The sequence below is a fragment of the Streptomyces tardus genome (assembly GCF_018101125.2).
Taxonomy (GTDB): Bacteria; Actinomycetota; Actinomycetes; order Streptomycetales; family Streptomycetaceae; genus Streptomyces; species Streptomyces tardus.
Genome location: NZ_JAELVF020000001.1, coordinates 4,054,409 through 4,077,236, shown reverse-complemented (window position 1 = coordinate 4,077,236; position 22,828 = coordinate 4,054,409). Strand labels below are relative to the sequence as shown.

Sequence of the window (22,828 nt, the reverse complement as noted above, 5' to 3'; positions counted from 1 at the left end):
CGTGGCTCCCACCGATCGACGGGGGCGACGGAGACCGCCGCGTTTCACCCCTGCGCCGCCGAAGCTCCCACCAGACGACTGGTGAAGCCTGCCGCACACAGGCGTCGGAAGGCCGCGTCCACCTCGACCGGGACCTTCTGGGCGATCATGAAGCCCTGCTCGGGGTAGACCACGAGCCGCTGCAGGGCGCCGACCAGCATGTCCACGACCTTCTTCGCGTCACCGATCGCGGCGACGTACTCTTCGAAGCCCAACTCGTCGGAGGCACAGAGGACTTCGACGTCGGGCCACAGTCTGCGCGCGGTGGCGTACGCCCTGCGCTCCTCGTACGGCTTGCTCACCAGCACGACCGACGTCACCGCCACGCCCTCCCGCGCCAGCAGCACACGGGAGACGGTGATGTTCTCGCCGGTGTTGGTCGCGTTCGGCTCCACCAGCACGTGCGAGGCCGGGACGCCGAGCGCGACAGCGCGCTCGCGGTAGTGCACCGCCTCGCCGCGGGGCATCGAGACGCGCGTGGTCGGGCTGTTGGCGCCGGTGAAGAGCAACCGCGGCACCACACCGTCGAGATACAGGCGCGCTGCCACGTCGGCAACGCCGAGATCGTGGCTGCCCAACCCCACCGCCACCGAGGCCGACTCCACCCGGTGCCCCATCCGGTGGTACTCCCAGACCAGCAGCGCGTCCGCGCGCTCGGCCGCCGTCAATCTCATGTCGCCCCGCCCTCCCCGGCGCCGGAGTCCGGCAGCCTGAACTCGTACTGCCAGACGAACCGCGAGGCGGCGTGCACTCCGACCGCGTACTCGACGACCGTACCGTCCGCCGTGCGCGTGGTACGGCGCAGCTCCACCACCGGCTCACCTGCCGGCAGCCTCGCCGCCGGCCGTGCCCGAACGGGTTGAGTGGGAGTTACCACTCGTGTCGGGCAGCCGCAGAAGTAGGGGGCGTTGGTGGATCACCGTGGGATCTGTGCGGGGGAGCTCGCGGCCATGGGCGCGTTCAGGTCCCCTTGGCTGCGACCGGCTTTCGAGGCGGTCGACCGGGAAGTGTTCGCTCCCCGGAGGTTCTGGGCCCAGGAGCGGGGCGCAGACGGGCTGCACCCAGTGGTCGACCGCGAGGCTGACGTCGACCTGTGGCGCCGGCATGTGTGGGACACCCACCGTTCGCTGATCACGCAGATGGACAACGGCCGCACCCCTGGGCGCGGCCCGGCCCGCGGCGACTTCACCTCCTCCCTCTCCGCGCCGAACATCGTGTTCGAGAAGCTCAACCTGCTGGAGGTCGAGCAGGGGAACCGCGTACTGCACCTCGGCACCGCCTCGGGCTACGACACCGCGCTGCTGTGCGAGGGGGCCGGTGCCGGGAACGTCACCAGTGTGGAGGTCGACCCCGCGCTCGCCGCGTGGGGTCGCGCCAATCTCCGCAGCGCCGGATACGGAGCCGAGTCGGTGTGCGGCGACGGGCTCCTGGGTCACCCGGGCTCGGCGCCGTTCGACCGCATTCTCACCAGCGCAGCGGTGCGGGAGATCCCACACTCCTGGCTGGCGCAGGCCGCGGAGGGCTGCGTCGTCGTCGCGCCGTTCAACACCCGTTACGCGGCGGGCGGGTTGCTGAGGCTGAGAGTCACCTCCGGCGTCGGCCACGGGCGTTTCGAGGGGACCGCCCGGTACATGTGGGCCCGGGGCCACCGGCCGGTGAACACGGTCGCTCCTCTCGGCGAGCCGCGCAGATCGGCCTCCGTCATCACCCCCGCCGAGGTCGTGGACCGGGACCACGCACAGGACTTCGCCCTCGGTCTGCACGTGCCCGACATCGCCTTCGACCGGCGCGGGGAGGGTGAGCAGCGCCAGGCGCAGTTCTGGGACGACGCGGGTACGTCGGTGGCGCTGGTCGACCACGGCAGGTGGTGGAGTCCCGGCGCGGTGCGGGCGTGGGGTCCGAGGGACCTGTGGGCGGAGGTGGTGGCCGCGTACACGCGGTGGCGGACCGGAGGGAGGCCGCACTTCACCCGGTACGGCGTCACCGTCGACACGAGTGGCCGCCATTTCTGGCTCGACGAGCCGGGACGGGGGCTTGGGGATTGACTGTCTGCCGGTCAACTGGCGCTGTGCGCAGCGGAGTTCGTGGGCTCGGAGCGGTGCGGGTGTACGTCGGACGCGCACCTGTCGCCGCGGTCTCCGGTGTTGGTGACCAGGATCACTGATCGGTTCGCCGCACTTTGACGCCGTATTGGCCTGTGCTCGCGGCCGGAGACGCTCCGCGCCCTGTCCGCCCGCGTCTACCGTGATGGTTGGTCACACGCTGTGGCTGCGGGGGCAGTTGTGACGGGCTCGGGAGAGCACGTGCCCGCCGAGCACCGTGCGGCCGGTCGGGCGTGGGCGGATCGGTGCGGGAGCGAGCGGATGAGACAGATGTACGGCCGGTCGACGGCGCCGGGAGTCGGGACGGGCGGGCCGACGGGTTCGGGTGCGCCTGCAGGGGCGGCAGCCGACGGTGCGCTGGTGCGCGCGACGGTGGTTCTTGCGGCCGGTGAGCGGTTGGTGGCGTCGGCGGAGGTCGGGCCCGGGACGGGGCTGGAGCGCCCGAGGTGGTGGCGCCGGCCGAAGGTGCTGCGCGGGCAGCGGATGCCGGGCGACCGCTGGGAGGGCGTCAAGGACGGGATGTGGACGGTCCTTCATGCGCCAGGCTGGCCCCTGCGACGCATGAGCGACTTCTTCGACAGGCTCTTCGACGGCCTGTTCGGCAGGATCTTCGGGTCGGGTTCTTCCTCGGGCGAGTCGGGGCCGGAGCCGCTCGGCGGCGGACAGGGCAGCCTCGCCCACGTGTTGGCTGTCGCGCTGTACCCGCGGGGGACCACGACCGACGTGGTTCCGGTGCTCCAACTGACCGACCGGCGGCTGCTGTTGACCTATGTGCAGCGGAGCCGGCGAGGCAGTCCGCACGGCATGGCGGAAGCCGGCCCGTCGGTGCCGACGGCGCAGATCGCCTGGGTGCGGCTGCACCACACCAGCGAGACCAGCGGAGTCTACGACCTGGGGTTCGCGGACGCTTCCTGGGTGCGCATGCGCTTCGAGGAGCCGGTGCCTGCGCTGGTGTCCGCGCTTCCTTCGGCCCACCCGGTGCCCGTGCCTGCTCCTGCGGTCGCTTCCCCTCCCCCGCACGCACACGCGCCCGCACACGCATCCGCGCCCGCCGGCGGGGCCGCACCCCGGCCGGGGACGACGGCGTCCGCCGCCGCGGGTCCGCAGGGCCCCTCGCCGTCCGAGCCGGTGGAGTGGTGGAGCGGGTACACCGGCAGGGAGCGAGAGGTCGTGGAGCGGGCGGCGCTGGTGCTGCCGGCCGACGAACGGCTGGTGGCGTCGCATCATCTCGGCCCCGGGTACCGCCTTCGTCGGCCCCGCAGAGGACGCAGGCCGCTCGCGTTCGACGGATTGCGAATGCCCGGAGACCGTTGGCGGGGGTTCTGGCGGGCGCTGGGCCGGTGTCTGTCGGTCGGCCTGCTTCTGTGGGGCCTGCTCGGGTACCCCTTCTCGCTTCTCCTGGAGTACCTCTCGGAGCGCCATCCGCGCGGCAGGGGCCGTGCGCTGGGCGGCGGTTGGGACAGTCAGGCGGGTCGGTTCGCGGCAGCGCTCTTCCCGCGCGCACCCACCACCGGGGTCACCCACGTCGTGCAGCTCAGCGATCGGCATCTGCGGGTGGCGTACGTGCAGTGCGCCCGTGCGCATCCGTCGATGCTCGGAGCGGTGGACTCGGGCTTCGTCGTGGACCGGACAGAGGTGGTGTGGTTGCGCCCCCGTCCGGACATCAGCCGCCAGTCCTGTGAGTTCGGCTTCCGTGACGGGTCGTGGGCGCGTGTCTCGCTGGCCGCGCCGAGCCGGCGCGACTTCCTGGACCGCTTTCCCGAGGGTCCGCCGCGCTGAGCCGCCGCGGTTCGGGCCCAACTCCCGGCGGACAGTGGCCGAGTGACACCTGCCGGCGATCGGGCGCGTCCGTCCCCCGGGGAGCGCTGGGGCGTGCGGGGCCGGGGGTGCGGACACGTCCGTGCCCGCCGGTGGAGGGTCCGGCGGGCACGGCGTACGGAGGGCTGGACCGTCAGCTCTCCATGGAGCGGCGGCGGGTGGCGTACACCGCTGCCGCACCGATCGTGGCCAGGACGGCGGCGCCGCCCAGGAGGGGAACGGTGGGAGCGCTCGCACCAGTGCTCGCGAGGGCCTCGGACCCGCCCACGGTACCGGCCGTGCCCGAGGAGCCGCCCACCGAGGCGGGGTCAACTCCGCCTGTGGAACCGCCACTTGAGCCGCCGGTCGAGCCGTCGCCGTCCGGCAGGTCGGCGTCGTCGGAGAGCGAGACGGCCGCGGTCACCGGGTCGAGGGCCTCGCCCTCCTCGTAGAAGCCGCCGAACGCCTGCGCGCCCTGCTTGGTGAGAGTCGCCGGCACGTCCTGGAGGGTGATGACGTCGCCCTCGGGCGTGAGCGAGTCCGCGGCGACGGTCAGCTTGGCCAGTGCCAGGCCCTTGTGCTCGGTGACCTTGCCGGACTCGCGGTCCTTGGAGGAGACGTCGGCGATCAGCGAGCTGCCGCCGGCCTTCGCGTCGATCCTGAACGCGGAGAACTTCAGCTCCAGGGCGTAGCCGTCGCCCTCGGCGTGCGCGAGGAAGTCGACTCCGCCGTCGAACGCGGCGTCCAGCGCCGGGGTTTCGACGTTGTACTCGCCGTTGCCGCCCGGGAAGCGGTAGCCGTCGCCGTTCTCCTTGGCGCCGTCCTTCAGCTCGACCTTGCCCTTGCCGATCGGGCCGACCACGTACTTGCGGAAGGACTGCTTGACGCCCCAGTCGAGGTTGCCGTCGACGACGGTGCCGGCCTCGGCGGGGGCGTCGGAGCCGCCACCGGTCGGCCCGCCGGAGGCGGTCGACCCGCCGCCGGACGTGCTGCCGCCGGTGCCGCCCGCACTGCCGCCGGAACCGCCCGTACCGCCGTCGCCGCCCGTACCGCCGGAACCGCCCGTACCGCCCGTGCCGCCCGTGCCGCCGCCGGTGGCTGCGGACTTGACGGTGAGGCTGGCGGAGTCGAGTTCGGCGCCCTCCTCGTACATGCCGTTGAACGCCTCCGCGCCATCGGCAGTGAGAGTCACCGGGATGTCGTCGAACGTCATCTCGCCGCCGTCGCCCCTGCCCGGAGCGACCTCGGCGAGGTCGAGGTCGGCGAGGTCGACGTCCTCGGTGGTGTCACCGTTGAGGGTGACGTCCGCGGTGATCTTCCCGGACTCGCGGTCCTCGGTGACCAGCTCGATGTCGGCGAGCTTGATGTCGAAGCCGTGGATCTTGGAGACGAAGTTGACGCCGCCCTCGAAGGAGGTGTCGACCGCATGGGTGCCGGTGTCGTAGGTCCCGGTGCCACCGGAGAAGGTGAACACGCCGTTTTCATCGGCCTGTTCGGCGCCCTCGTCGACGGTGATCTCGCCCATGGCGATCCCGGTGACGTACTTGCGGAACGACTCCTTGACGCCCCATTCCAGGGTGCCGTCGGTCAGTTCGATCGACGCGGCGGGCTTCGGCGCGCGCTCGGCGGCCAGCGCGGGGTAGGCGAACGCGGCGGTGGCCATGAGCGCCGTGGAAGTGGCGGCGGCCAGCGCCACACTGCGTGAGATCGCGGTCATCTTTGGTTCTGCTCCTCGGAGTTGACGGATGTGGCGGCCGTACGACGGCGTCGTACGAACCAGGTTGCGCCGGCCGCGACCGCGAGGAGCGCGGCGGCCAGGGTGAGCGCCAGTACGGGCGTACCGGATTCGCCGGAATCGGTGGCGGCGGACACCGGGGCGTCCGTGGCGTCCTTCCCGTCCGACTGCGCGCTCTTGGCGGGGGGTTCGGTGGTGGCCTCGCTGCCGAGGTCGGGCAGGGCCGGCAGTTTCGCGTTCTTGTCCAGGGCGACCGCGAGAGTCAGCGGGTCCATCTCGGTGCCCGCCTTGTACAGGGAGCCGAAAAGCTTCGCACCGTCCTCGGTGAGTTCGGTGTCGGCCTCCTCCACCAGCAGCAGGCCCTTCTTCGGCTTCAGCGGCGCTTCGAAGGTGGCGATGGCGGTGCCGTCGGACCGCAGAGTGCCCTTGTCCTCCTTCACCGAGGCGGAGAGCTTCTCCAGGGTCAGATCGAGGTCCTTGCCGGTGAAGCGCACGCTGCCGCCGAAGTCGGCGCTCAACTCGCCCTTCTCGGCGTCGAAACGGCCCTTCTCGCCCGGAAAGCGGTAGAGCGCGCCTCCGTCCCGGGCGCCGCCGGACAGCTTCCAGCGGCCCTCGGCGATGGGCCCGCCGACGTACTCGCGGAAGGTGCGGCGCACACCCCAGTCGAGGGCGGCGTCGGCGACGGCGCCTGCCTTCTGCGTGGCCTTCCCCGGCTTCTCGGACTCCTCTGGCTTGTCCGGCCCTCCCGGCCCGTCCCCGTCCGAGGACTCCTTGGCGGGCTTGACGTCGACGGAGAGGCTGACCGGGTCGAGCGGGGTGCCGGCCTCGTAGTAGCCGGCGAAGGACTTGGCGCCGTCGGCGGTGAGAGTGGCGGGCACGCCGTTCAGCGCGATCCTGCTGCCGCCGCCCCGCATGTCGACGCCGCCGAGGTTCAGCGAGGCCATCGGCACCTGTCGACGGTCGCTGATCTGCCCGCTGCCCCTGGCCTTGCTGCGGATGTCCGCGTGCAGGGTGCCGGTACGGCCGCTGATGCGGACGGTCGGATTGCTGACGGTCAGGTCCAGTTCGTTCTCGCCGTCGGCCTTGGCGTGGCCGGTGAACCGTACGCCGCCGCCGAAAGCGGAGCTCAGCGAGCCGGCGCCCGGATCGTAGGCACCGGAGGCGGAGTGGAAGCGGAAGAGCTTCTCGCCGACGGTCCCGGCGCCCCCGGACAGGCTCCAACTCCCCATGGCGATGGGGCCGGTGACGTAGTTCTGGAAGGAGCTCTTGATGCCCCAGTCCAGTCGGCCGCCCTGAACCGTGCGGTCGGCGGCGGCGGCTGTCGGTGCGGGCGGCACGAACAGGAGCGCGCCGAGCAGCGCGGCGAGCAGTGCGGTGATGTGGAGACGCGGGGTTCTGCCCGTGGGCATGCGAAGTCCTTCCGAACGGACCCGGGAGGGAGAGGTAAAGTAAGGCTAACCTAAGCTATCGGCGACCGCGTCGGAACCCCCGAGTATGGAAGGCAGTGCACCGTGCATCCACCTAAACGCCAACTTGGGGCCGTATCAGCCCTGTTGGCCCTTGTGCTCGTGGTCTCCGGCTGCGGGGGCTCCTCGACCGACGGAGACGGGAGCGGCGGCGATGGCGCGAAGAAGTCCGGTGCCACCGCGATAGCCGACCGGGTGGAACCGCTCGCGGGCCCCGCACCGAAACCCGAGCTGCCGGTGACCGCCGAGTCCGCGGACGGCCGCGAGGTGACGGTGAAGAGCGTGGAGCGGGTCATTCCGCTCACCGGTTCGCTCTCCGAGCTGGTCCACTCGCTCGGACTGGGGGAACGCGTCGTGGCCCGCGATGTCACCGCGACGTTCGAGGAGGCCGAGAAGCTGCCCGTGGTTACCCGCGCGCACGACGTGTCGGCCGAGAGTGTGCTGTCCCTCAAGCCCACGCTGGTGCTCGCCGAGAGCACGACGGGCCCGTCCGAGGCGATCGGCCAGATACGCGACGCCGGAGTCCCCCTGCTGGTCATTCCGCCCGCGCTCGCCCTCTCCGACGTGGCCGAGCGGATCGACGCGGTGGCCGGCGCGCTCGGCGTGCCCGAGGCCGGCCGGAAGCTGAAGGAGCGCACCGAGAAGCGGATATCCGCCGCGCGCAAGGAAATCCCGGACGCGAATAAGCCGAAGGTGGCCTTCCTCTATCTGCGCGGCGCCGCCTCGGTCTATCTGCTGGGCGGGGCGAAGTCCGGCGCCAGTTCACTGATCGAGGCCGCGGGCGGGGTGGACGCGGGCAAGGAGTCGGGTCTGGAGAAGGACTTCACAGCGATCACCAGCGAAGCGCTCGCCAAGGCCGCGCCGGACGTGATCCTGGTGATGTCCAAGGGGTTGGACTCGGTGGACGGCGTGGAGGGGCTGCTGAAGATCCCGGGCATCGCCGAGACCCCGGCCGGCCTCGACCGGCGCATCGCCTCGGTCGACGACGGAGTGCTCCTGAACTACGGACCGCGCACCGACAAGGTGATCCGCTCCCTGGTCGAGCAGTTCCACGGAGGCGGACAGTGACCCCCACCGCCCACGACGCGTCACCCGGCGCGGGCGGCGCCGGCGCCGCGGACGGTACGAGCGGTACCGGCGCCGCGGACGACACCGCGGGCCCCGGCGGCACAGACTCCGCAAGCACCACAGACACCGGCGGGCGTACGGTCGCGCTGGTCAAGCCGCCGCCACCCGGCGGGAGTTCGCCGCCACCGGCAGCATCCGCCACGCCCTCCACACCGGCCGCCCCCGGAGTGCCGCGTTCGGCCGGCGCCTCCCGCCGGCTGCCGCGCGCCCGTGCCTCGCTGCTGACGCTGGGGCTCGCGGCGGGCGTCGTGGTGGCCGCGCTGCTGGCAGCCGGGATCGGCGCGTACGACATCCCGATCGGCGACGTGGTCGGCTCGCTGCTGCACCGGGTGGGGCTCGGCGGGGCGCCGCTGGACCGGGTCGGCGAAAGCGTGCTGTGGAACGTACGGCTGCCGCGCGTGGTGCTGGCGATGCTGGTCGGCGCCTCGCTGGGCTGCGCGGGCTCCCTGATGCAGGGCGTGTTCGGCAACCCGTTGGCCGAGCCGGGTGTCATCGGTGTCTCGGCCGGCGCCGCCGTGGGTGCGGTGGCCTCGATCGCCTTTGGCCTGACGTTCCTGGGCAACTGGACGCTGATCGTCTGCGCCTTCGTCACCGGGCTGATCACGGTGCTGGTGGTCTACCTGCTCTCCCGGGCCGGCGGACGGACCGAGGTCGTCACGCTGATCCTCACCGGTGTCGCGGTCAACGCCTTCGCCATGGCGCTGATCGGTCTGGCCATCTTCTTCGCCGACAACGCGCAGATCACCCAGATCACCTTCTGGCAGCTGGGCTCCCTCTCGCAGGCCACCTGGCCCAAGGTGCTCGCGGTGCTGCCGTGCGCGTTGGCCGGTCTGCTGCTGGCGCCGCTGTACGCGCGGAAGTTGGACCTGCTCTCGCTCGGCGAGCGGCAGGCGCGCCATCTGGGCGTGGACGTGGAGCGGCTGCGGATCGTGCTGGTTCTCGTGGTGGCGCTGCTGACGGCCGCGGCGGTCGCGGTCTCGGGCATCGTCGCGTTCGTCGGTCTGCTGGTGCCCCATCTGCTGCGCATGGCGGCCGGGCCGGGCCACCGCTTTCTGGTGCCGGGCAGCGCGCTGGCCGGAGCGCTGGTGCTGCTGGTCGCCGACCTCGCCGCCCGCACTCTCGCGCAGCCGGCCGAACTGCCGCTGGGCGTGCTGACCGCCCTGGTCGGCAGCCCGTTCTTCTTCTGGCTGCTGCGCAGAACCCGTCGCAAACAAGGAGGTTGGGCGTGATCAGGGACCTGCTCGCACCACTGCGCTCGCTGCGCCGGCCGCCGTTGCCGCCCACTGCGGCGCCGCCCGGCACCACCGTCGCCGGTGTGCGGGGGCTGCGGGTGCGCCTGGGCGGACGCGCGGTGCTGGACGGCGCCGACCTGGCCGTCACCAGCGGCCGGGTACTGGCGCTGGTCGGCCCCAACGGCGCCGGCAAGTCGACGCTGCTCGCCGCGCTCGCGGCCGACCTCGTTCCGGAGGCGGGCGGTGTGGAGATCGACGGCAGGCCCTCCTCGCACTGGAGTTCCGCCGAACTCGCCCTGCGCCGGGCGGTGTTGCCCCAGTCCGCGGCGCTCGCCTTCCCGTTCACCGTCGGCGAGGTGGTCGCCATGGGCCGGGCCCCGTGGGCCGGTACGCCGTGGGAGGACGAGGACGAGGAGGCCGTCGCCGAGGCGATGGCGCTCACCGAGGTGACCGAGTTCGCCGGGCGTCCCTTCTCCGCGCTCTCGGGCGGCGAACGGGCCCGGGTCGCGCTGGCCAGGGCGCTCGCCCAGCGCACCTCGCTGCTGCTGCTCGACGAGCCCACCGCGGCGCTGGACCTGCGCCACCAGGAGCTGGTGCTGCGGCTGTGCCGCCGGCGGGCCGCGGACGGCGCGGCGGTCGTGGTCGTGCTGCACGACCTCGGGCTGGCCGCGGCGTACGCGGACCGCGCGGCGGTCGTCGCCGACGGCCGGATCGCCGCCGACGGTCCGCCACAGGAGGTCTTCACCCCCGGCTTGCTCTCGCAGGTGTACGGACAGCCGGTCGAGGTCGTCGCCCATCCGCGCACCGGCGCCCGGCTGGTGCTCCCGGTACGCGGCTGACCGGATTCCGCCGCACCAGTCCGCACCGCCCGCACCCGGGCAGGCGGGTCCGCACCCGGGCAGCCGGGCCCGTACGGGAGCGTACGGACACCCGTACGCTCCGGCGCGCGGGCCGGTGCGGGCCCCGCGCGGGCGCCTCCGTCGCCCTCGCGCCCACGCCCGCCGCACGGGCGGGAGGTGCCTCCCGTCGTACGGCGGCGCGGGCGGTGCCAGGTAGGATTCGGTGCCGCGGACAGGGAGTCGCGACGGTTTGGGGAAGCACTCGGAGGCCGCGGTTTTCCGGGACTTGGGGAGGGCACGGGCATGAAGACGCGAGTGCTGGCGGCAGCCGTGAGCACCGTGGTGCTGACCGGGACGCTGTCGGGCTGTATGACGGTGCACGGTCAGAACGCGGTGGTGCCCGCGACCACCGAGGCCGAGGCGCAGAAGGTCCTCGACAAGTACGTCGCCGCCGCCAACAAGGCGTTCACCCAGCACGACCTCAAGCTCAACGCCACGGTCGAGCGCGGCGCCCTCGGTGAGGGGAGCCAGGCCTACATCCGTACGCTCAGGGCGCTCGATCCGGAGCGGAAGCAGACCCCGCAGCCGGTGAAGGTCAAGGACTCCAAGTTCCACATCCCGCAGCAGGCGGGCTGGCCCAAGTTCTTCGTCGTGGACACCGCCAGCAATGTGGAGCAGAGCGCCGGGTCCGGCGAGAACAGGCTGCTGTTGGCGTTCACGCGGCAGAGCGCGGACGAGCGCTGGAAGGCCTCCTACCAGGCGGTGGTGGCAGCCGGGGACGTCCCGGAGTTCGCGGAGGACGAGGACGGCCACGCCGACGACGTCCCGATGAACGAGGACGGCGGGCTGATCACCGCGCCCGGCGATCTGAGCAAGGCGTACACGTCGTATCTCGGCAGCGGCGAGGGCGACTTCGCGGACGGGCCGCAGACCACCGGCAAGCGCGAGAAGCGGGCGAAGGTCAAGCCGCGCAAGGGAGCCCGGACCGAGTTCGCGGACCTCGCGGCGAACAACAAGATCTACGCGCCGTTCGCGCTGCGCACCAGGAGCGGGGACGCGCTGGCGTTCTTCACGATGCACCAGCACACCAAGCAGACCGTGGCCCCGAACATCGGCATCAGGCCGCCGGTGCGCCCCGGCGCGAAGGCACTGCTGGAGGGCGAGGCCAAGCTCTCGCTGACGGAGGTCTTCGTGCTGCAACAGCTGGTCCGGGTGCCGACGGTGGAGAACAGGTCGAACGGCATCGTCTTCCTGTCCCAGACCGCCCAACGCACCGCTGCCAAGGGCGAGTAGCCGGCCCGGCCCCGCGCACGCGACGCGGCACCCGTCGGTGGTGCCGCACCCTCGGCGCGCCACCGCCGGGACCACCGCACCCGCGTCCGTCGGGCGACGCAGCAGCAAGTCCCGGGCAACGAGGCCCGGGGCAGCAAGTCCCGGACGGCGCCGGACGGAGTGCCCGCGCCGAAGCCGCGAGCCCGGGAGCCGCAAGCCCGGGAGCCGCAAGCTCCGGAGCAGCAAGTCCCGGGTCTGCGGACGGAGTTCGGTCCCGGATGCCCGGCGGCGGACGGCTCAGCGCACCGGCCAGGAGGCGCGCCCGTACTCGGGGAACTCGTCGGGCTGGGCGGCTACGTACACCGCGCAGGCGTCGGTCAGCGCCTCCAGCAGCGTCAGCGGGTCGGGCAGCTCGCGCTCCGGGGCGCGCACCCAGCTCAGGCCGGCGCCGCTGTCGGCCTCCAGCCGCGAGGGCGGCAGGAGTACGTAGCTCCCGCGGCAGTGCCAGCGCATCCCGGGATGCTCGTCCATCGTCTCGGGGTGGCAGTCCAGCTCGCACGGCCACCACTCGTCCTCGTCGTCCGGGGTGCCGCGGGTGGTGGTGTAGAAGTGCATCCGGCCGTCGGAGGTGGCGGCCACCGGGCCGACCTCCACCTCTTCGCGCTCCAGGCGTTCCAGCGCCGACTCACCGGCACTGAGGGGCACGTCCAGTACGTCGTGGGCGAGGCCGGTGGCGGTGATGAAGTTCGCCAGCGGGCGACTGCGGGCCCAGCGCAGGATCTGCTCCGGGTCCGAGGATGCCTGGGTCTGCCAGGCGAACGAGACGGGGTGGCGTCCGGGAGTGGGGCAGCCGATGCGCTCGCAGGAGCAGCCGTAGCCCTCCGGACAGGCAGCGGGAGCGAGCGGGAACCCCGCCGCCGCGGAGGCGAGCAGCAGATCCTCCCGGGCCCGTGCGGCCTCGGCCGCCGTGTCGTCCGCGCTCTTGGAACGGCGGCGCAGCCACTGGGAAAACCTGCCTTCGCGTTCCATCTACCGCCTCACTCCAGACCGGGCCGTGGACCTGCCTCGAGGGTACGGAACACGGGTGCCGTATCCGGCCGGAATCCACGGAACACTGTCCATCACTGACCCCATCCTGCGCCCTGCCGGGCCGAAACGGGAAACCGGGGTGGTCACCGTGCGTTCCGGGACCCTCGGAAAAGCATCCTGTTATGGAGTTTTCCGCGGATACTCCCGATAGATCCGCTCTCCCGGAGTGAGGAAGTGCCGAGCGGGCGTTCCCAACGCCGCCGCGGGCGCGGGAAGTTGGACCCGGACGGTGAATCCCGTCACACTCGGGGCGGTCGCCCGAGGTCCCGGACGCGCACCGGCGGCCCGGCACACTCCGCGTTACCACACCAAAACAACCGGATCCCGCTGTGCGCGGGCCTTCCGGCCCGCAGGACGGTTGGCGGCTGCAGCCGGAACCAGCCGCAAGAACTACTGCGTTTTCCCGGCGATCGGTGGACCATGTCCGCAGCAGACACGGCGATCCCGTGAGGAGCTTTCGTTGTTCGCAGTACGTCGCTTCCTGATGTGCCCACCGGAGCACTTCCGCGTCACCTATTCCATCAACCCCTGGATGGATCCGAGCAAACCCGTCGACCTGCCGCTGGCCGTTGCCCAGTGGGAGGCCCTGCGCGACCGCTACCGGTCGCTCGGCCACACAGTCGAGGAGCTGGAACCGGACCCCGACCTGCCGGACATGGTGTACGCGGCCAACGGTGCCGTCGTCGTCGACGGGAAGGTCCTCGGCGCGCGGTTCGCGCATCCGCAGCGCGAGGCCGAGGCGCTCGCGCACCGTGCGTGGTACGCGGCGCGGGGCTACACCGCCTTCCACGAACCCGAGCACGTGAACGAGGGAGAGGGCGACTTCGCCGTCACCGCCTCCTGGCTGCTCGCCGGCCGCGGCTTCCGCAGCAGCCCGCTCTCCCATCCGGAGGCACAGGAGTTCCTGGGACGGCCGGTGATCGGACTCGACCTGGTCGACCCGCGCTTCTACCACCTGGACACCGCGCTGTGCGTGCTGGACGACTCCGGCGACAGCGAGGTCATGTACTACCCGCCGGCCTTCTCGCCGGGCAGCCGGGCAGTGCTCGCCAAGCTCTTCCCCGACGCGATCATCGCCGAGGAGCAGGACGCGCTGGTGCTGGGTCTGAACTCGGTCAGCGACGGCCACCACGTACTGCTTCCGCAGGCCGCGATCGGCCTCTTCGAGCCGCTGCGCGAACGCGGCTACGAGCCCATCCCGATCGACCTCTCCGAGCTGCTGAAGGGCGGCGGCAGCGTGAAGTGCTGCACCGCCGAGCTGCGCGGCTGACTCGGCCGCGCACCGGACGCGTCGCGGCCGGTCGCACTCTCGGCGATCCCGGGAGGCGATCGGCCGCCGTCACGTCCGGCCCGCGTCACGTCCGGCCCGCGTCACCTCCGGCCGCCGTCACCTCCGGCCGGCGCGACGCCGTACCCCCGTACTTGTACGCCCGGCCCCGCACGCCCGTGCTGCACCTTCGTGCCCGGGCCGGACCCGTACGCCGTACGCCCGTGCGCGACTGCACCGCCGTACGCGGCGAACCCGGATCGGTGGTCAGTCCGCCCGCGGAGGTGTCCCGGTCGGCGGCCAGGGGTCGCCCCATTCGACGCTGCGGGCCGCGCGGTAACGGGGCTTGTCGCGCTTGGTGACGGTCAGGCGGCTCAGCCCGCCGCCTTCCTCGCACAGGTCGAGCAGCACCTGCCCCTTGCGCAGTTGGGGATGGCGCACGACGCGCGCGGGCGCGGGCCGGCCGTCCGGCGCCGACCCGCCGTCCCCCTCGGGCTCGTCCACCGGCACAGGCCCGCCCACCGGCACAGGCCCGGCGGAGGACCCGCGCTCGCCGGCCGCCGCGGGCGCTCCCCCGGCGGGCGGTGCGAGGTCTTCCCTGCGCACCGCGGCGACATAGGAGAACTTCTCGTCCTCGTGTCCCAGGGAGCCGCCCTTGATCTGCCGGTGCAACGAGGAACGGGCGACCCGTACGGAGAAGTGGCACCAGTCCTGGCCGGGAACGATCGGGCAGCGACCGCTGTGCGGGCAGGGCGCGAGGACCGTTCGGCCCGCGTCGACCAGCGCTTGGCGGGCGGCGAGGACCCGGGCGTACCCCTCCGGGGTCCCCGGCTCGACCACGACCACGACGGACGCGGCCTCGGCGGCGGCCCGGACGGCCGCGGCGCGGTCGTCCTCCGTCAGCTCGCCGAGCACGTACGAGAGCGTCACCAGGTCGCTCGCCGCCAGATCGAGGTCCTGGCCGATACGGGCGCGCTGCCAGCCGGTGGCCGGCAGGGTGCGGCCGGCGAGCTCGCGGCCCAGGGCGAGCGCGGGCTCGGCCCAGTCGAGCACGGTGCTCCGTGCGCTCCCCCGCCAGGTGTCGGCAACGGCCCACACCGCGGCGCCGGTGCCGCCGCCGAGGTCGGTGTGGGTGGCCGGCGACCAGTGCGGCACCCGGTCCGCCAGCTCGGCGAGCGCGGCGCCGACGGCGGCGAAGGTGGCCGGCATCCGGTACGCGGCGTACGCCGTCGCATCGGCACGGTCGCGCAGCACCGGGGCGCCGGTGGGGGTGCGGCCCCGGTAGTTGGTGATCAGCCGGTCGACCGCGACGGTCGCCTGTCGCGGTGGCAGACCGGCCAGTTGGGCGGCGAGCGCCGCACGGAGTTCTTCGTCGTACACCGGTTCAGTCTAGGGAGGCGCGGGCGGGCGCCGGACCGCGCACGGCGCGGGCGAGGCGGGTGGCGGCGCGGGCGCGCGGCCCGCTCTCCGGCGGGGTGGGACGCACCGGGTGCACGGTGGTGGCGAGCAGGACCAGAAAGGTGTCGGTGGCCCGGTCCAGGACCAGGCTGGTGCCGGTGAATCCGGTGTGCCCGGCGGCTCCCCGTCCGGCCAACTCCCCCATGAACCACGGCTGGTCGACGGCGAAGCCCAGGCCGGGCGGGTCGAGCAGCAGCGCCGCGCTCTCCTCCCGGAGCACCCGGGCCGCGCCGTGCCGGCCGCCGTTCAGCAGGGTGCGGCAGAACACGGCGAGGTCGGCGGCGGTGCTGAAGAGCCCGGCGTGGCCGGCCACCCCGCCGAGCGCGTGGGCGTTCTCGTCGTGGACGACTCCGCGCAGCATTCCGCGGTCGGCCTTGGCCCAGGGGCGGCGCTGGTCCTCGGTGGCCGCGGCGCCGGGTGCGGGCCCGTAGCCGGTGGCGGTCATACCCAGCGGCCCGGTCAGCTCGGTGTGCAGCCAGGCGTCCAGCGCGGTGCCGGTGACCCGCTCGACCACCTGTTGCAGCGCGATCAGGTTGAGGTCGGAGTAGCGGTGGCCGCGGTCGGGCAACGGCGCCTGGGACCACAGCAGTTCCAGCCCGTGGCCGTCGTGGAAGGGCAGCTCGGGCCGGAGCCCGGAGGTGTGGGTGAGCAGCTGCCGCACGGTGACGGCCGCCTTGCCGGCAGCGCCGAACTCTGGCACGTACCGGCTCGCCGGGGCGTCCAGTTCGAGCAGCCCGCACTCCCGGGCCCGCAGCGCCGCCACGGCGGTGAAGAGCTTGGTCAGCGAGGCGAGGTCGAACCGGGTGCCGGTGCGCATCGGCTCGGGCCGGGCCAGCGGAGTGCGGGCGTCCGCCCAGCGCTGTGCCCAGCCGGTGGCACGGTGCACCACGAGGTACGGGCCGCGACCGGCCGCGAGGACCGCGCCGCCGCACCAGTGCACGGCGGGCAGCGTGTCCAACTCCGCGGCCATCGCGGCCAGTTCGCCGGCGTCCAGCCCTGCCTCCTCGGCGCTGCCCGGTCTCAGCTCCCGCTGCGCCACGGGCGGCACATCCCCAGGTAGCAGAGCGCGGCCAGGCCGACCGTGCAGACCTGGACCACGGCCATCGGTACCGCTGTGTGCTCCCCCGCAACGCCGACCAGCGGCGAGGCGATGGCGCCGATCAGGAACTGCGAGGTGCCCAGCAGCGCCGAGGCCGAGCCGGCGGCGTGGCCGGCCCGCATCAGGCCGAGCGAGTTGGAGTTGGGCAGCACCAGCGCCATGCCGGACATGAGCACGAACAGGCCGGCGCTGGTGGGCAGCAAACCCACCTCGCCGAAGACTCCGGAGGTCATCAGCAGCAGGGCGACGGCGGCGCTGCCGATGACCGCGAGACCGACCATCAGCACCCGGTCCAGCGAGACCCGGCCGACCAGCACCTTTCCGTTGAGCTGGCCGACAGCGACCATGCCGATCGAGTTCGCCATGAAGAGCAGGCTGAAGGTCTGCGCGGAGGCTCCGTGAATCTCCTGGATGACGAACGGCGAGGCGGCGACGTAGGCGAAAAGGGCCGCGAACCCCAGCGAGCCGACCAGCAGATAGCCGCTGAACGCACGGTCCCGCAGCAGGGCGCGCATGGTGCGCAGCGCGGAGGGAACCCCGCCGCTGTGCCGCCGCTCCGGGGGCAGGGTCTCGGGCAGCCTGCGCCAGGCGACGATCGCCAGCAGTACCCCGATGACGGCGAGGATGACGAAGATGCCGCGCCAGTTGGTGACCCGCAGCACCTGGCCGCCGAGCACCGGCGCGAGGATCGGGGCGATGCCGGAGATCAGCAGCAGGGTGGAGAAGAAGCGGGCCATCGCCAGACCGTCGAACAGGTCGCGGACGACGGCGCGGGCTATGACGATGCCGGCGGCGCCCGCGAGGCCCTGGAGGAGCCGTACCGCGGTGAAGGTCTCGATGGTCGGGGCGAGGGCGCAGCCGACGCTGGCGACGACGTAGCAGACCATGCCGACCATCAGCGGACGCCGGCGGCCGAACTGGTCGCTCATCGGACCGACGATGATCTGGCCGACGGCCAGGCCGAGCAGGCAGGTGGTGAGGGTCAGCTGCACCTGTGCGGCCGGGCTGCTGAGCTCGCCGGAGACCTCCGGGAGCGCCGGGAGGTACATGTCCATGGACAGCGCGGGCAGCGCGGTGAGGCTGCCGAGTATCAGGGTGATCAGCAGACCCGCGCGCTGAGGAGCGGTCAGCCGGGCCAGGGGCGCGGCTTCGACGGGGGCACCGGACTCGGCGGCGATGCGGGAGTCGGTGCGACCGGCTGCGTCGAAGGAGCCTTCGGGGGAGGTCGTGGCCAGGGGTGTGGGACCGGAGTCGGTCATGTACCTCTCTCCAGGGAAAAGTAAGCGGTATGGACCATTCTCCCAGCCAGGACGCCCGGCGACCCAACGAGTATTCCCCGCCGGTCCGTTGACCAGCGACGACACAAGACCCTGTGGCAACTGTCACAGCGCGCGGCCCTGCCGGCCGCGCGGCGGCGACGGGTGTTCCCGGGGCGGCGGCCCCGGGAACACCCGGTCTCACAGCGCCTTGAGGCCCGGGGCGCCCGCCGCCGATTCGAAGGACGCGGCGGTGCTGATCGCCCCGCCGGGGGCGGTGATCCGCTCCAGCGTCCGGTAGTCGGCGCGCAGTCGGTCCGCGGTGAGGGTCAGCAGCAGATAGCCGCGCCGCCCGTCGAAGTAGTGCAGGTGCGGATTGGCCGCCATCAGCGCCTCCCAGTTGTCCGGTCGACGTACGCCGTCGCCGCCGCTGGAGATGGACGTGGTGACGAGTTCCACACCGACGGGAGGGGCCGCGGTGTCGTCGAAGTCGCGGTGGATGTCGAAGGCGTAGTGGACGTGGACGTCGCCGGTGAGGACGACCAGGTTGTCCACGCCCGCCGCCTCCGCGCCGGCGAGCACCCGCTCCCGCGAGGCCGGGTAGCCGTCCCAGGCGTCCATGGAGAGCGGGAACGGGCCCTGCACCCGGTCGCGGCGCCGGGAGAAGACGGTCTGTTGCGGCACCAGGTTCCACACCGCGCCCGAGCCCCGCCAGCCGTCCAGCAGCCAGCGCTCCTGGCCGGCGCCGGTGATCGTGCGGCCGGGGTCCTCGGACTGCTCGTTCGGGACCTTCCAGCCGTCGCCGTTGGCCTGGTCGTCGCGGTACTGGCGGGTGTCGAGCACATCGAGCTGGGCGAGCCTGCCGTAGCGCAGTCTGCGGTAGAGCAACAGCTCGGCGCCCTCGGGGCGTTGGGGCCGGCGCAGCGGCATGTTCTCCCAGTACGCGCGGTACGCCGCCGCACGCCGTACCAGGAACTCCTCCGGGGGAACGTTGTTCTCGGGCTTCTCCGGGACCCCGCCGGCGTAGTTGTTGTCCGTCTCGTGGTCGTCCCAGGTGACGATCCAGGCGTGGGCGGCGTGCGCGGCCTGCAGGTCGGGGTCGGTGCGGTAGAGGGAGTAGCGCAGCCGGTAGTCCTCCAGCGTGACGGTCTCGCGGTTGTAGACCGGCGGGATCCGGCGGTCGGTGTAGTTGCGGGCGCCGCCCTTCGCGTCGACCGGGTACTCGTAGAGGTAGTCGCCGAGGTGCAGCACCGCGTCGAGGTCCTCCTCGGCGAGGTGGCGGAAGGCGGTCCAGTACCCCTGGTCGTAGCGCTGGCAGGAGACCACGCCGAACCGCAGGCTGCCGGGGTCGGCGTCCGGCCCGGGCGCGGTACGGGTGTGGCCGACGGGGCTGGTCCAACTCCCGGTGCTGAAGCGGTAGTAGTAGTCCGTCGCCGGTTCCAGCCCGTCCGGCTCGACGTGGACGGCCCAGTGGTACTCGGGGTGCGCGGTGGCCTCGCCGCTGCGGACGGTGCGGCGGAAGCCGCGGTCGCGGGCGAGTTCCCAGGCGACGTTCACCGGCTTGCCGCTCAGACCGCTGCCGGCCTCGTACGGTTCGGGTGCCAGCCGGGTCCAGAGCACGACGGAGTCCGGCAGCGGATCGCCGGAGGCGACGCCGAGGGTGAACGGCTCGGCGGCCAGCCGGGTTTCACGGGCCGGGGCCGCGGTGGCGGTGGGCGCGGGCAGGTTGGTGGAGAACGCCAGCGCCGCGGCGGCGCCGGTCACGGTGAGGAACCGGCGGCGGTTCAGGTGGCGGGCGTGGGAGAGGAGTTCGGCGTCCGCCGCCGCGTGCGCGGACCGGCCGGCGGGCAGGCCTGTGGAGGTGCTCGCTGGATGCGTCGTCATGGTGGTGAGTGCAGCGGCCGTGGATGGCGTCGCGTTGGCACGTACGCGTCATGCTCCTTGCGGATCGGTGGCCTGCCGGTTGCGTCCCGGCAGTTGGGCCCTCGACGGCGAGGGAGCCGATGTCTCGTACCCTGCCGCCATGACGACGGAAATCAACGGGCCGCTGAACGAGCGGGGCGAGACCGCCGCGAACGCCACCCGGACGGCCGTGGTGACAGGCGCCGGGTCGGGCATCGGCCGCGCCGTCGCGGTCGCCCTCGCCCGTGCCGGCTGGTCGGTCGCACTCGCCGGACGCCGGCCCGAGGCGCTGCGGGCCACCGCCCAACTCGTCACCGCCGACGACCGGTTGGCCGTGCTGCCGACCGACGTCACCGACGAGTCGGCCGTCACCGCGCTCTTCGAGGACACCGCCGCCCGCTTCGGCCGGGTCGATCTGCTCTTCAACAACGCCGGCTCCTTCGGCCCCGCCGCCCCTCCCGACGAACTGGACTACGCCGACTGGCGCTCGGTCGTCGAGGTCAATCTGAACGGCGCCTTTCTCTGCGCACGCGCCGCCTTCGCCGCGATGCGCGCCCAGGACCCCCGCGGCGGCCGGATCATCAACAACGGCTCGCTCTCCGCCCACACGCCCCGGCCCCACTCGATCGCGTACACCACCACCAAGCACGCCGTCACCGGACTGACCAAGTCCCTGTCCCTGGACGGCCGCCCGTACGGCATCGCCTGCGGCCAGATCGACATCGGCAACGCCGCGACCGAGATGACCGCGCGGATGCGCACCGGCATCCGGCAGGCCGACGGCAGCACGGCGGTCGAGCCGGTGATGAACGCCGACGACGTGGCCCGCACGGTGCTGCACATGGCGGACCTGCCACTGGAGGCGAACGTCCAGTTCGCGACCGTGATGGCGACGACCATGCCGTACGTGGGCCGCGGCTGAGACACGCGGGACGCGGACGGGACGCGGACGGGACGCGGACGGGACGCGGGCGGGCGCGGATGGCAGGACGCAACCGAACCCGGGCGCGAGGACCGGGCGGCAGGGCGTACGCCGAACCCGGGTCCGGGTCCGGGTCCGACGCGCGCAGGCGGGCGGGCGCGGGACGCGAGTGGGCCGCAGGCGGGGCGCAAAAGGCCGGACGCGCGCGGGCCGGCGTGCGCGGGGCGCGGTGACACGCCTTCCGGCCGGCGAGTGCGCGGGCCGGGAACCAACCGGAGGCCGGCGGTTGTTGGAGGTGACAAGAGCGTCCCGAACAGCTGTGAGGAGCCCCCGTGTCCAGTCCGGAAGTCCTGCGCTACACCGCCTTCTCCGAGCACCCCGAGGGTGGCAACCCCGCCGGCGTGGTGCTGGACGCGGAAGGGCTGGGCGACGCCCGGCTCCAGGAGATCGCCGCCGCGGTGGGGTACTCCGAGACGGCTTTCCTCACCCCGGCCCCGCCCCGCCCCGCCGGCGGCGGGGAAGACGGCTCGGTCGCGGCCGGACGCGGCTTCACCGTGCGGTACTTCAGCCCGCTGGCGGAAGTGGCCTTCTGTGGCCACGCCACCGTCGCGGCGGCGGTCGCGCTGGCCGAGCGCCACGGGCCCGGCGGTCTGGTCTTCACCACAGCGGCGGGCACCGTCCCGGTCGAGGTGGACGAGGAGTTGCGCGCCACGCTGACCAGCGTGGAGACCCGCGTCGCTCCGATCGGCGAAGGGGATCTGTCGGAGGCGTTGGGGGCGCTCGGCTGGGAGCCGTCGGAGCTGGACCCGGCGCTGCCCGCCCGGATCGCCTTCGCGGGCAACGACCACCTGGTGCTCGCCGCCGCCTCCCGCGCCCGACTCGCCGATCTGCGCTACGACTTCGAGCGGCTGCGCGCACTGATGACCCGGCTGGAGCTGACGACGCTCCAGCTGGTGTGGCGGGAGTCGGGCACGGTCTTCCACGTCCGCGACCCGTTCCCGGTCGGCGGCGTCGTCGAGGACCCGGCGACCGGTGCGGCAGCCGCCGCGTTCGGCGGCTATCTCCGGGAGCTGAATCTCGCCGAGCCCGGCGCGGTGCTCACTCTCCACCAGGGCGAGGACATGGGCAGACCCGGCACCCTGACGGTCACGCTGCCGGCCGCAGGCAATTCCCGGGTGCGCGTCGCGGGCCGCGCCGTGCGGATCGACTGAGCACGGCCCGTGGCCCGGCTCGGCTACCGCGCCGTGGTTCCGGCGTCCTCGACCGACGCCGTGCGGGGTGCCAGCGCGCGGAGGGCGAAGCCCGCGCCTGCGGCGGTGAAGAACATCAGCACGCTGTATACGGCCGCCGGAATGGCCATCTCCGAGTTGCCGAGCAGGCTCGGGCTGAGCGCGATGGTCATGGCGAGAGTGGTGTTGTGGATACCGATCTCCATGCAGGATGCGACCGACTGCCCGTGGCCGACGCGGGCGAGCCGCGCGACGCCGTACCCGATCCCCAGCGAGATCACGCTGAACAGCAGGGTGATCAGGCCGACATCGGCGACGTACTCCCCGATCCGTTCGCGCTCCTGGAGGAGTGCGCCGACGATCGCGCCCAGCAGGATCAGCACCGAGGCGATCTTTACCGGCCGCTCGGCACGTTCGGCGAACGCCAGCGCGCGTGCCCGCACGAACATGCCCAGCACCACCGGGATCAGCACGATGGCGAAGACCTGGAGGGTCTTGTCGAAGCGCAGGCCCACCCCGTCGGCGCCGTCGAGGAAGTGCGCCACCGACAGGTTGACCACGACAGGCAGTGTGAAGACGGCGAGCACCGAGTTGATGGCGGTGAGCGAGATGTTCAGCGCCACATCGCCGCCGAAGAGGTGCGAGTAGAGGTTGGCGGTGGTGCCGCCGGGCGAAGCGGCGAGCAGCATCATGCCGACCGCGAGCGCGGGCGGCAGGTCGAAGCCGACGACCAGTCCGAAGCAGATCGCGGGCAGCAGGAGCAACTGGCAGAAGAGGGCGACGAGCACAGCACGCGGAAAGCGCGCCACCCGGCGGAAGTCGGCGACCGTGAGGCCGAGACCGAGGCCGAACATGATGATGCCCAGCGCGGCCGGCAGCAGTACGGAGAATATCGAGGAGTCTTCCACGGGCACAGAGTGCGGTCGGGACGACGTCCAGTCCACTGCCCGGAGTGCGGCCTTTGCCTCCGACCGGGCGTCGCGTTTGTCATCCGGG

At 72.8% G+C, this 22,828-nt stretch carries 18 protein-coding genes and 1 pseudogene; 9 read left to right on the top strand and 10 right to left on the bottom strand.

Going from position 1 to position 22,828, the window contains the following annotated elements:
* Positions 1 to 44: 44 nt before the first annotated feature.
* Complete coding sequence (locus JGS22_RS17465; protein ID WP_211038258.1) at positions 45 to 713, bottom strand: YdcF family protein; 669 nt, start codon at positions 711 to 713, stop codon at positions 45 to 47.
* Positions 710 to 874: pseudogene (locus tag JGS22_RS17460) on the bottom strand (UTRA domain-containing protein); the annotation flags it as partial. The gene JGS22_RS17465 and the pseudogene JGS22_RS17460, both read right to left, overlap by 4 nt.
* 115 nt (positions 875 to 989) lie before the next feature.
* Between JGS22_RS17460 and JGS22_RS17455 the strand changes: the two are divergent.
* Positions 990 to 2,084, top strand: a complete 1,095-nt coding sequence (locus JGS22_RS17455) for a protein-L-isoaspartate O-methyltransferase family protein (RefSeq protein WP_211038260.1) — start codon at positions 990 to 992, stop codon at positions 2,082 to 2,084.
* Between the two features lie 318 nt (positions 2,085 to 2,402).
* On the top strand, positions 2,403 to 3,920 hold the full coding sequence (locus tag JGS22_RS17450; RefSeq protein ID WP_211038262.1) for a hypothetical protein: 1,518 nt from the start codon (positions 2,403 to 2,405) through the stop codon (positions 3,918 to 3,920).
* 172 nt (positions 3,921 to 4,092) lie between these two features.
* Here the strand turns inward: JGS22_RS17450 and JGS22_RS17445 are convergent, their stop codons facing one another.
* On the bottom strand, positions 4,093 to 5,655 hold the full coding sequence (locus tag JGS22_RS17445; protein WP_211038264.1) for an HtaA domain-containing protein: 1,563 nt from the start codon (positions 5,653 to 5,655) through the stop codon (positions 4,093 to 4,095).
* Positions 5,652 to 7,082 carry an HtaA domain-containing protein gene (locus tag JGS22_RS17440; protein ID WP_211038266.1) on the bottom strand — a complete coding sequence of 477 codons (1,431 nt, stop codon included), beginning with the start codon at positions 7,080 to 7,082 and terminating at the stop codon, positions 5,652 to 5,654. Before JGS22_RS17440 ends, JGS22_RS17445 begins: the two co-directional genes overlap by 4 nt.
* Positions 7,083 to 7,184: 102 nt before the next feature.
* Between JGS22_RS17440 and JGS22_RS17435 the strand changes: the two genes are divergently transcribed.
* The 4 genes from JGS22_RS17435 to JGS22_RS17420 all read left to right on the top strand — a co-directional run bounded on the left by JGS22_RS17435 (position 7,185) and on the right by JGS22_RS17420 (position 11,631).
* Positions 7,185 to 8,207 carry a heme/hemin ABC transporter substrate-binding protein gene (locus tag JGS22_RS17435; RefSeq protein ID WP_308405725.1) on the top strand — a complete coding sequence of 341 codons (1,023 nt, stop codon included), beginning with the start codon at positions 7,185 to 7,187 and terminating at the stop codon, positions 8,205 to 8,207.
* A 227-nt stretch (positions 8,208 to 8,434) separates the two neighbouring features.
* Positions 8,435 to 9,496 (top strand): FecCD family ABC transporter permease, encoded by a 1,062-nt coding sequence (locus JGS22_RS17430; protein WP_211038350.1) that lies wholly within the window; start codon positions 8,435 to 8,437, stop codon positions 9,494 to 9,496.
* Positions 9,487 to 10,338, top strand: a complete 852-nt coding sequence (locus JGS22_RS17425) for a heme ABC transporter ATP-binding protein (RefSeq protein ID WP_211038269.1) — start codon at positions 9,487 to 9,489, stop codon at positions 10,336 to 10,338. Before JGS22_RS17430 ends, JGS22_RS17425 begins: the two co-directional genes overlap by 10 nt.
* Positions 10,339 to 10,641: 303 nt before the next feature.
* Positions 10,642 to 11,631, top strand: a complete 990-nt coding sequence (locus JGS22_RS17420; protein ID WP_211038271.1) for an SCO2278 family lipoprotein — start codon at positions 10,642 to 10,644, stop codon at positions 11,629 to 11,631.
* Between the two features lie 276 nt (positions 11,632 to 11,907).
* On the opposite strand, the gene JGS22_RS17415 is transcribed toward JGS22_RS17420, so the two are convergent.
* A complete protein-coding gene (locus JGS22_RS17415) occupies positions 11,908 to 12,639 on the bottom strand; it encodes a bifunctional DNA primase/polymerase (RefSeq protein WP_211038273.1) in 732 nt (243 codons plus the stop codon).
* 520 nt (positions 12,640 to 13,159) lie between these two features.
* Here JGS22_RS17415 and ddaH point away from each other — a divergent pair.
* Complete coding sequence (gene ddaH, locus JGS22_RS17410) at positions 13,160 to 13,969, top strand: dimethylargininase (protein WP_372454273.1); 810 nt, start codon at positions 13,160 to 13,162, stop codon at positions 13,967 to 13,969.
* 264 nt (positions 13,970 to 14,233) lie between these two features.
* Here the strand turns inward: ddaH and JGS22_RS17405 are convergent, their stop codons facing one another.
* The 4 genes from JGS22_RS17405 to JGS22_RS17390 form a co-directional block, all read right to left on the bottom strand.
* Entirely contained in the window at positions 14,234 to 15,346 is a 1,113-nt protein-coding gene (locus JGS22_RS17405; protein WP_211038275.1) for a small ribosomal subunit Rsm22 family protein, read from the bottom strand.
* A 4-nt stretch (positions 15,347 to 15,350) separates the two neighbouring features.
* Positions 15,351 to 16,463, bottom strand: a complete 1,113-nt coding sequence (locus JGS22_RS17400) for a serine hydrolase domain-containing protein (RefSeq protein ID WP_308405724.1) — start codon at positions 16,461 to 16,463, stop codon at positions 15,351 to 15,353.
* Positions 16,445 to 17,782, bottom strand: coding sequence for a multidrug effflux MFS transporter (locus tag JGS22_RS17395; protein ID WP_211038277.1), 1,338 nt, complete (start codon positions 17,780 to 17,782; stop codon positions 16,445 to 16,447). Before JGS22_RS17395 ends, JGS22_RS17400 begins: the two co-directional genes overlap by 19 nt.
* Before the next feature lie 198 nt (positions 17,783 to 17,980).
* Positions 17,981 to 19,663: an alkaline phosphatase D family protein gene (locus JGS22_RS17390; protein WP_211038279.1), complete on the bottom strand. Its 1,683-nt coding sequence runs from the start codon at positions 19,661 to 19,663 to the stop codon at positions 17,981 to 17,983.
* A gap of 139 nt (positions 19,664 to 19,802) precedes the next feature.
* On the opposite strand from JGS22_RS17390, the gene JGS22_RS17385 reads away from it, so the two are divergent.
* Together JGS22_RS17385 and JGS22_RS17380 are read left to right on the top strand one after the other, a co-directional pair.
* Positions 19,803 to 20,603, top strand: a complete 801-nt coding sequence (locus JGS22_RS17385) for an SDR family oxidoreductase (protein WP_211038281.1) — start codon at positions 19,803 to 19,805, stop codon at positions 20,601 to 20,603.
* Between the two features lie 332 nt (positions 20,604 to 20,935).
* Positions 20,936 to 21,814 carry a PhzF family phenazine biosynthesis protein gene (locus JGS22_RS17380; protein WP_211038283.1) on the top strand — a complete coding sequence of 293 codons (879 nt, stop codon included), beginning with the start codon at positions 20,936 to 20,938 and terminating at the stop codon, positions 21,812 to 21,814.
* Positions 21,815 to 21,837: 23 nt separating this feature from the next.
* On the opposite strand, the gene JGS22_RS17375 is transcribed toward JGS22_RS17380, so the two are convergent.
* A complete protein-coding gene (locus tag JGS22_RS17375; RefSeq protein ID WP_211038285.1) occupies positions 21,838 to 22,740 on the bottom strand; it encodes a bile acid:sodium symporter family protein in 903 nt (300 codons plus the stop codon).
* Positions 22,741 to 22,828 lie beyond the last annotated feature (88 nt).

Coding starts and splice junctions, on each gene's coding strand:
- JGS22_RS17465 (WP_211038258.1), bottom strand. CDS start 713: ATGAGATTGACGGCGGCCGAGCGCGCGGACGCGCTGCTGGTCTGGGAG.
- JGS22_RS17455 (WP_211038260.1), top strand. CDS start 990: ATGGGCGCGTTCAGGTCCCCTTGGCTGCGACCGGCTTTCGAGGCGGTC.
- JGS22_RS17450 (WP_211038262.1), top strand. CDS start 2,403: ATGAGACAGATGTACGGCCGGTCGACGGCGCCGGGAGTCGGGACGGGC.
- JGS22_RS17445 (WP_211038264.1), bottom strand. CDS start 5,655: ATGACCGCGATCTCACGCAGTGTGGCGCTGGCCGCCGCCACTTCCACG.
- JGS22_RS17440 (WP_211038266.1), bottom strand. CDS start 7,082: ATGCCCACGGGCAGAACCCCGCGTCTCCACATCACCGCACTGCTCGCC.
- JGS22_RS17420 (WP_211038271.1), top strand. CDS start 10,642: ATGAAGACGCGAGTGCTGGCGGCAGCCGTGAGCACCGTGGTGCTGACC.
- JGS22_RS17415 (WP_211038273.1), bottom strand. CDS start 12,639: ATGGAACGCGAAGGCAGGTTTTCCCAGTGGCTGCGCCGCCGTTCCAAG.
- JGS22_RS17395 (WP_211038277.1), bottom strand. CDS start 17,782: ATGACCGACTCCGGTCCCACACCCCTGGCCACGACCTCCCCCGAAGGC.
- JGS22_RS17390 (WP_211038279.1), bottom strand. CDS start 19,663: ATGACGACGCATCCAGCGAGCACCTCCACAGGCCTGCCCGCCGGCCGG.
- JGS22_RS17385 (WP_211038281.1), top strand. CDS start 19,803: ATGACGACGGAAATCAACGGGCCGCTGAACGAGCGGGGCGAGACCGCC.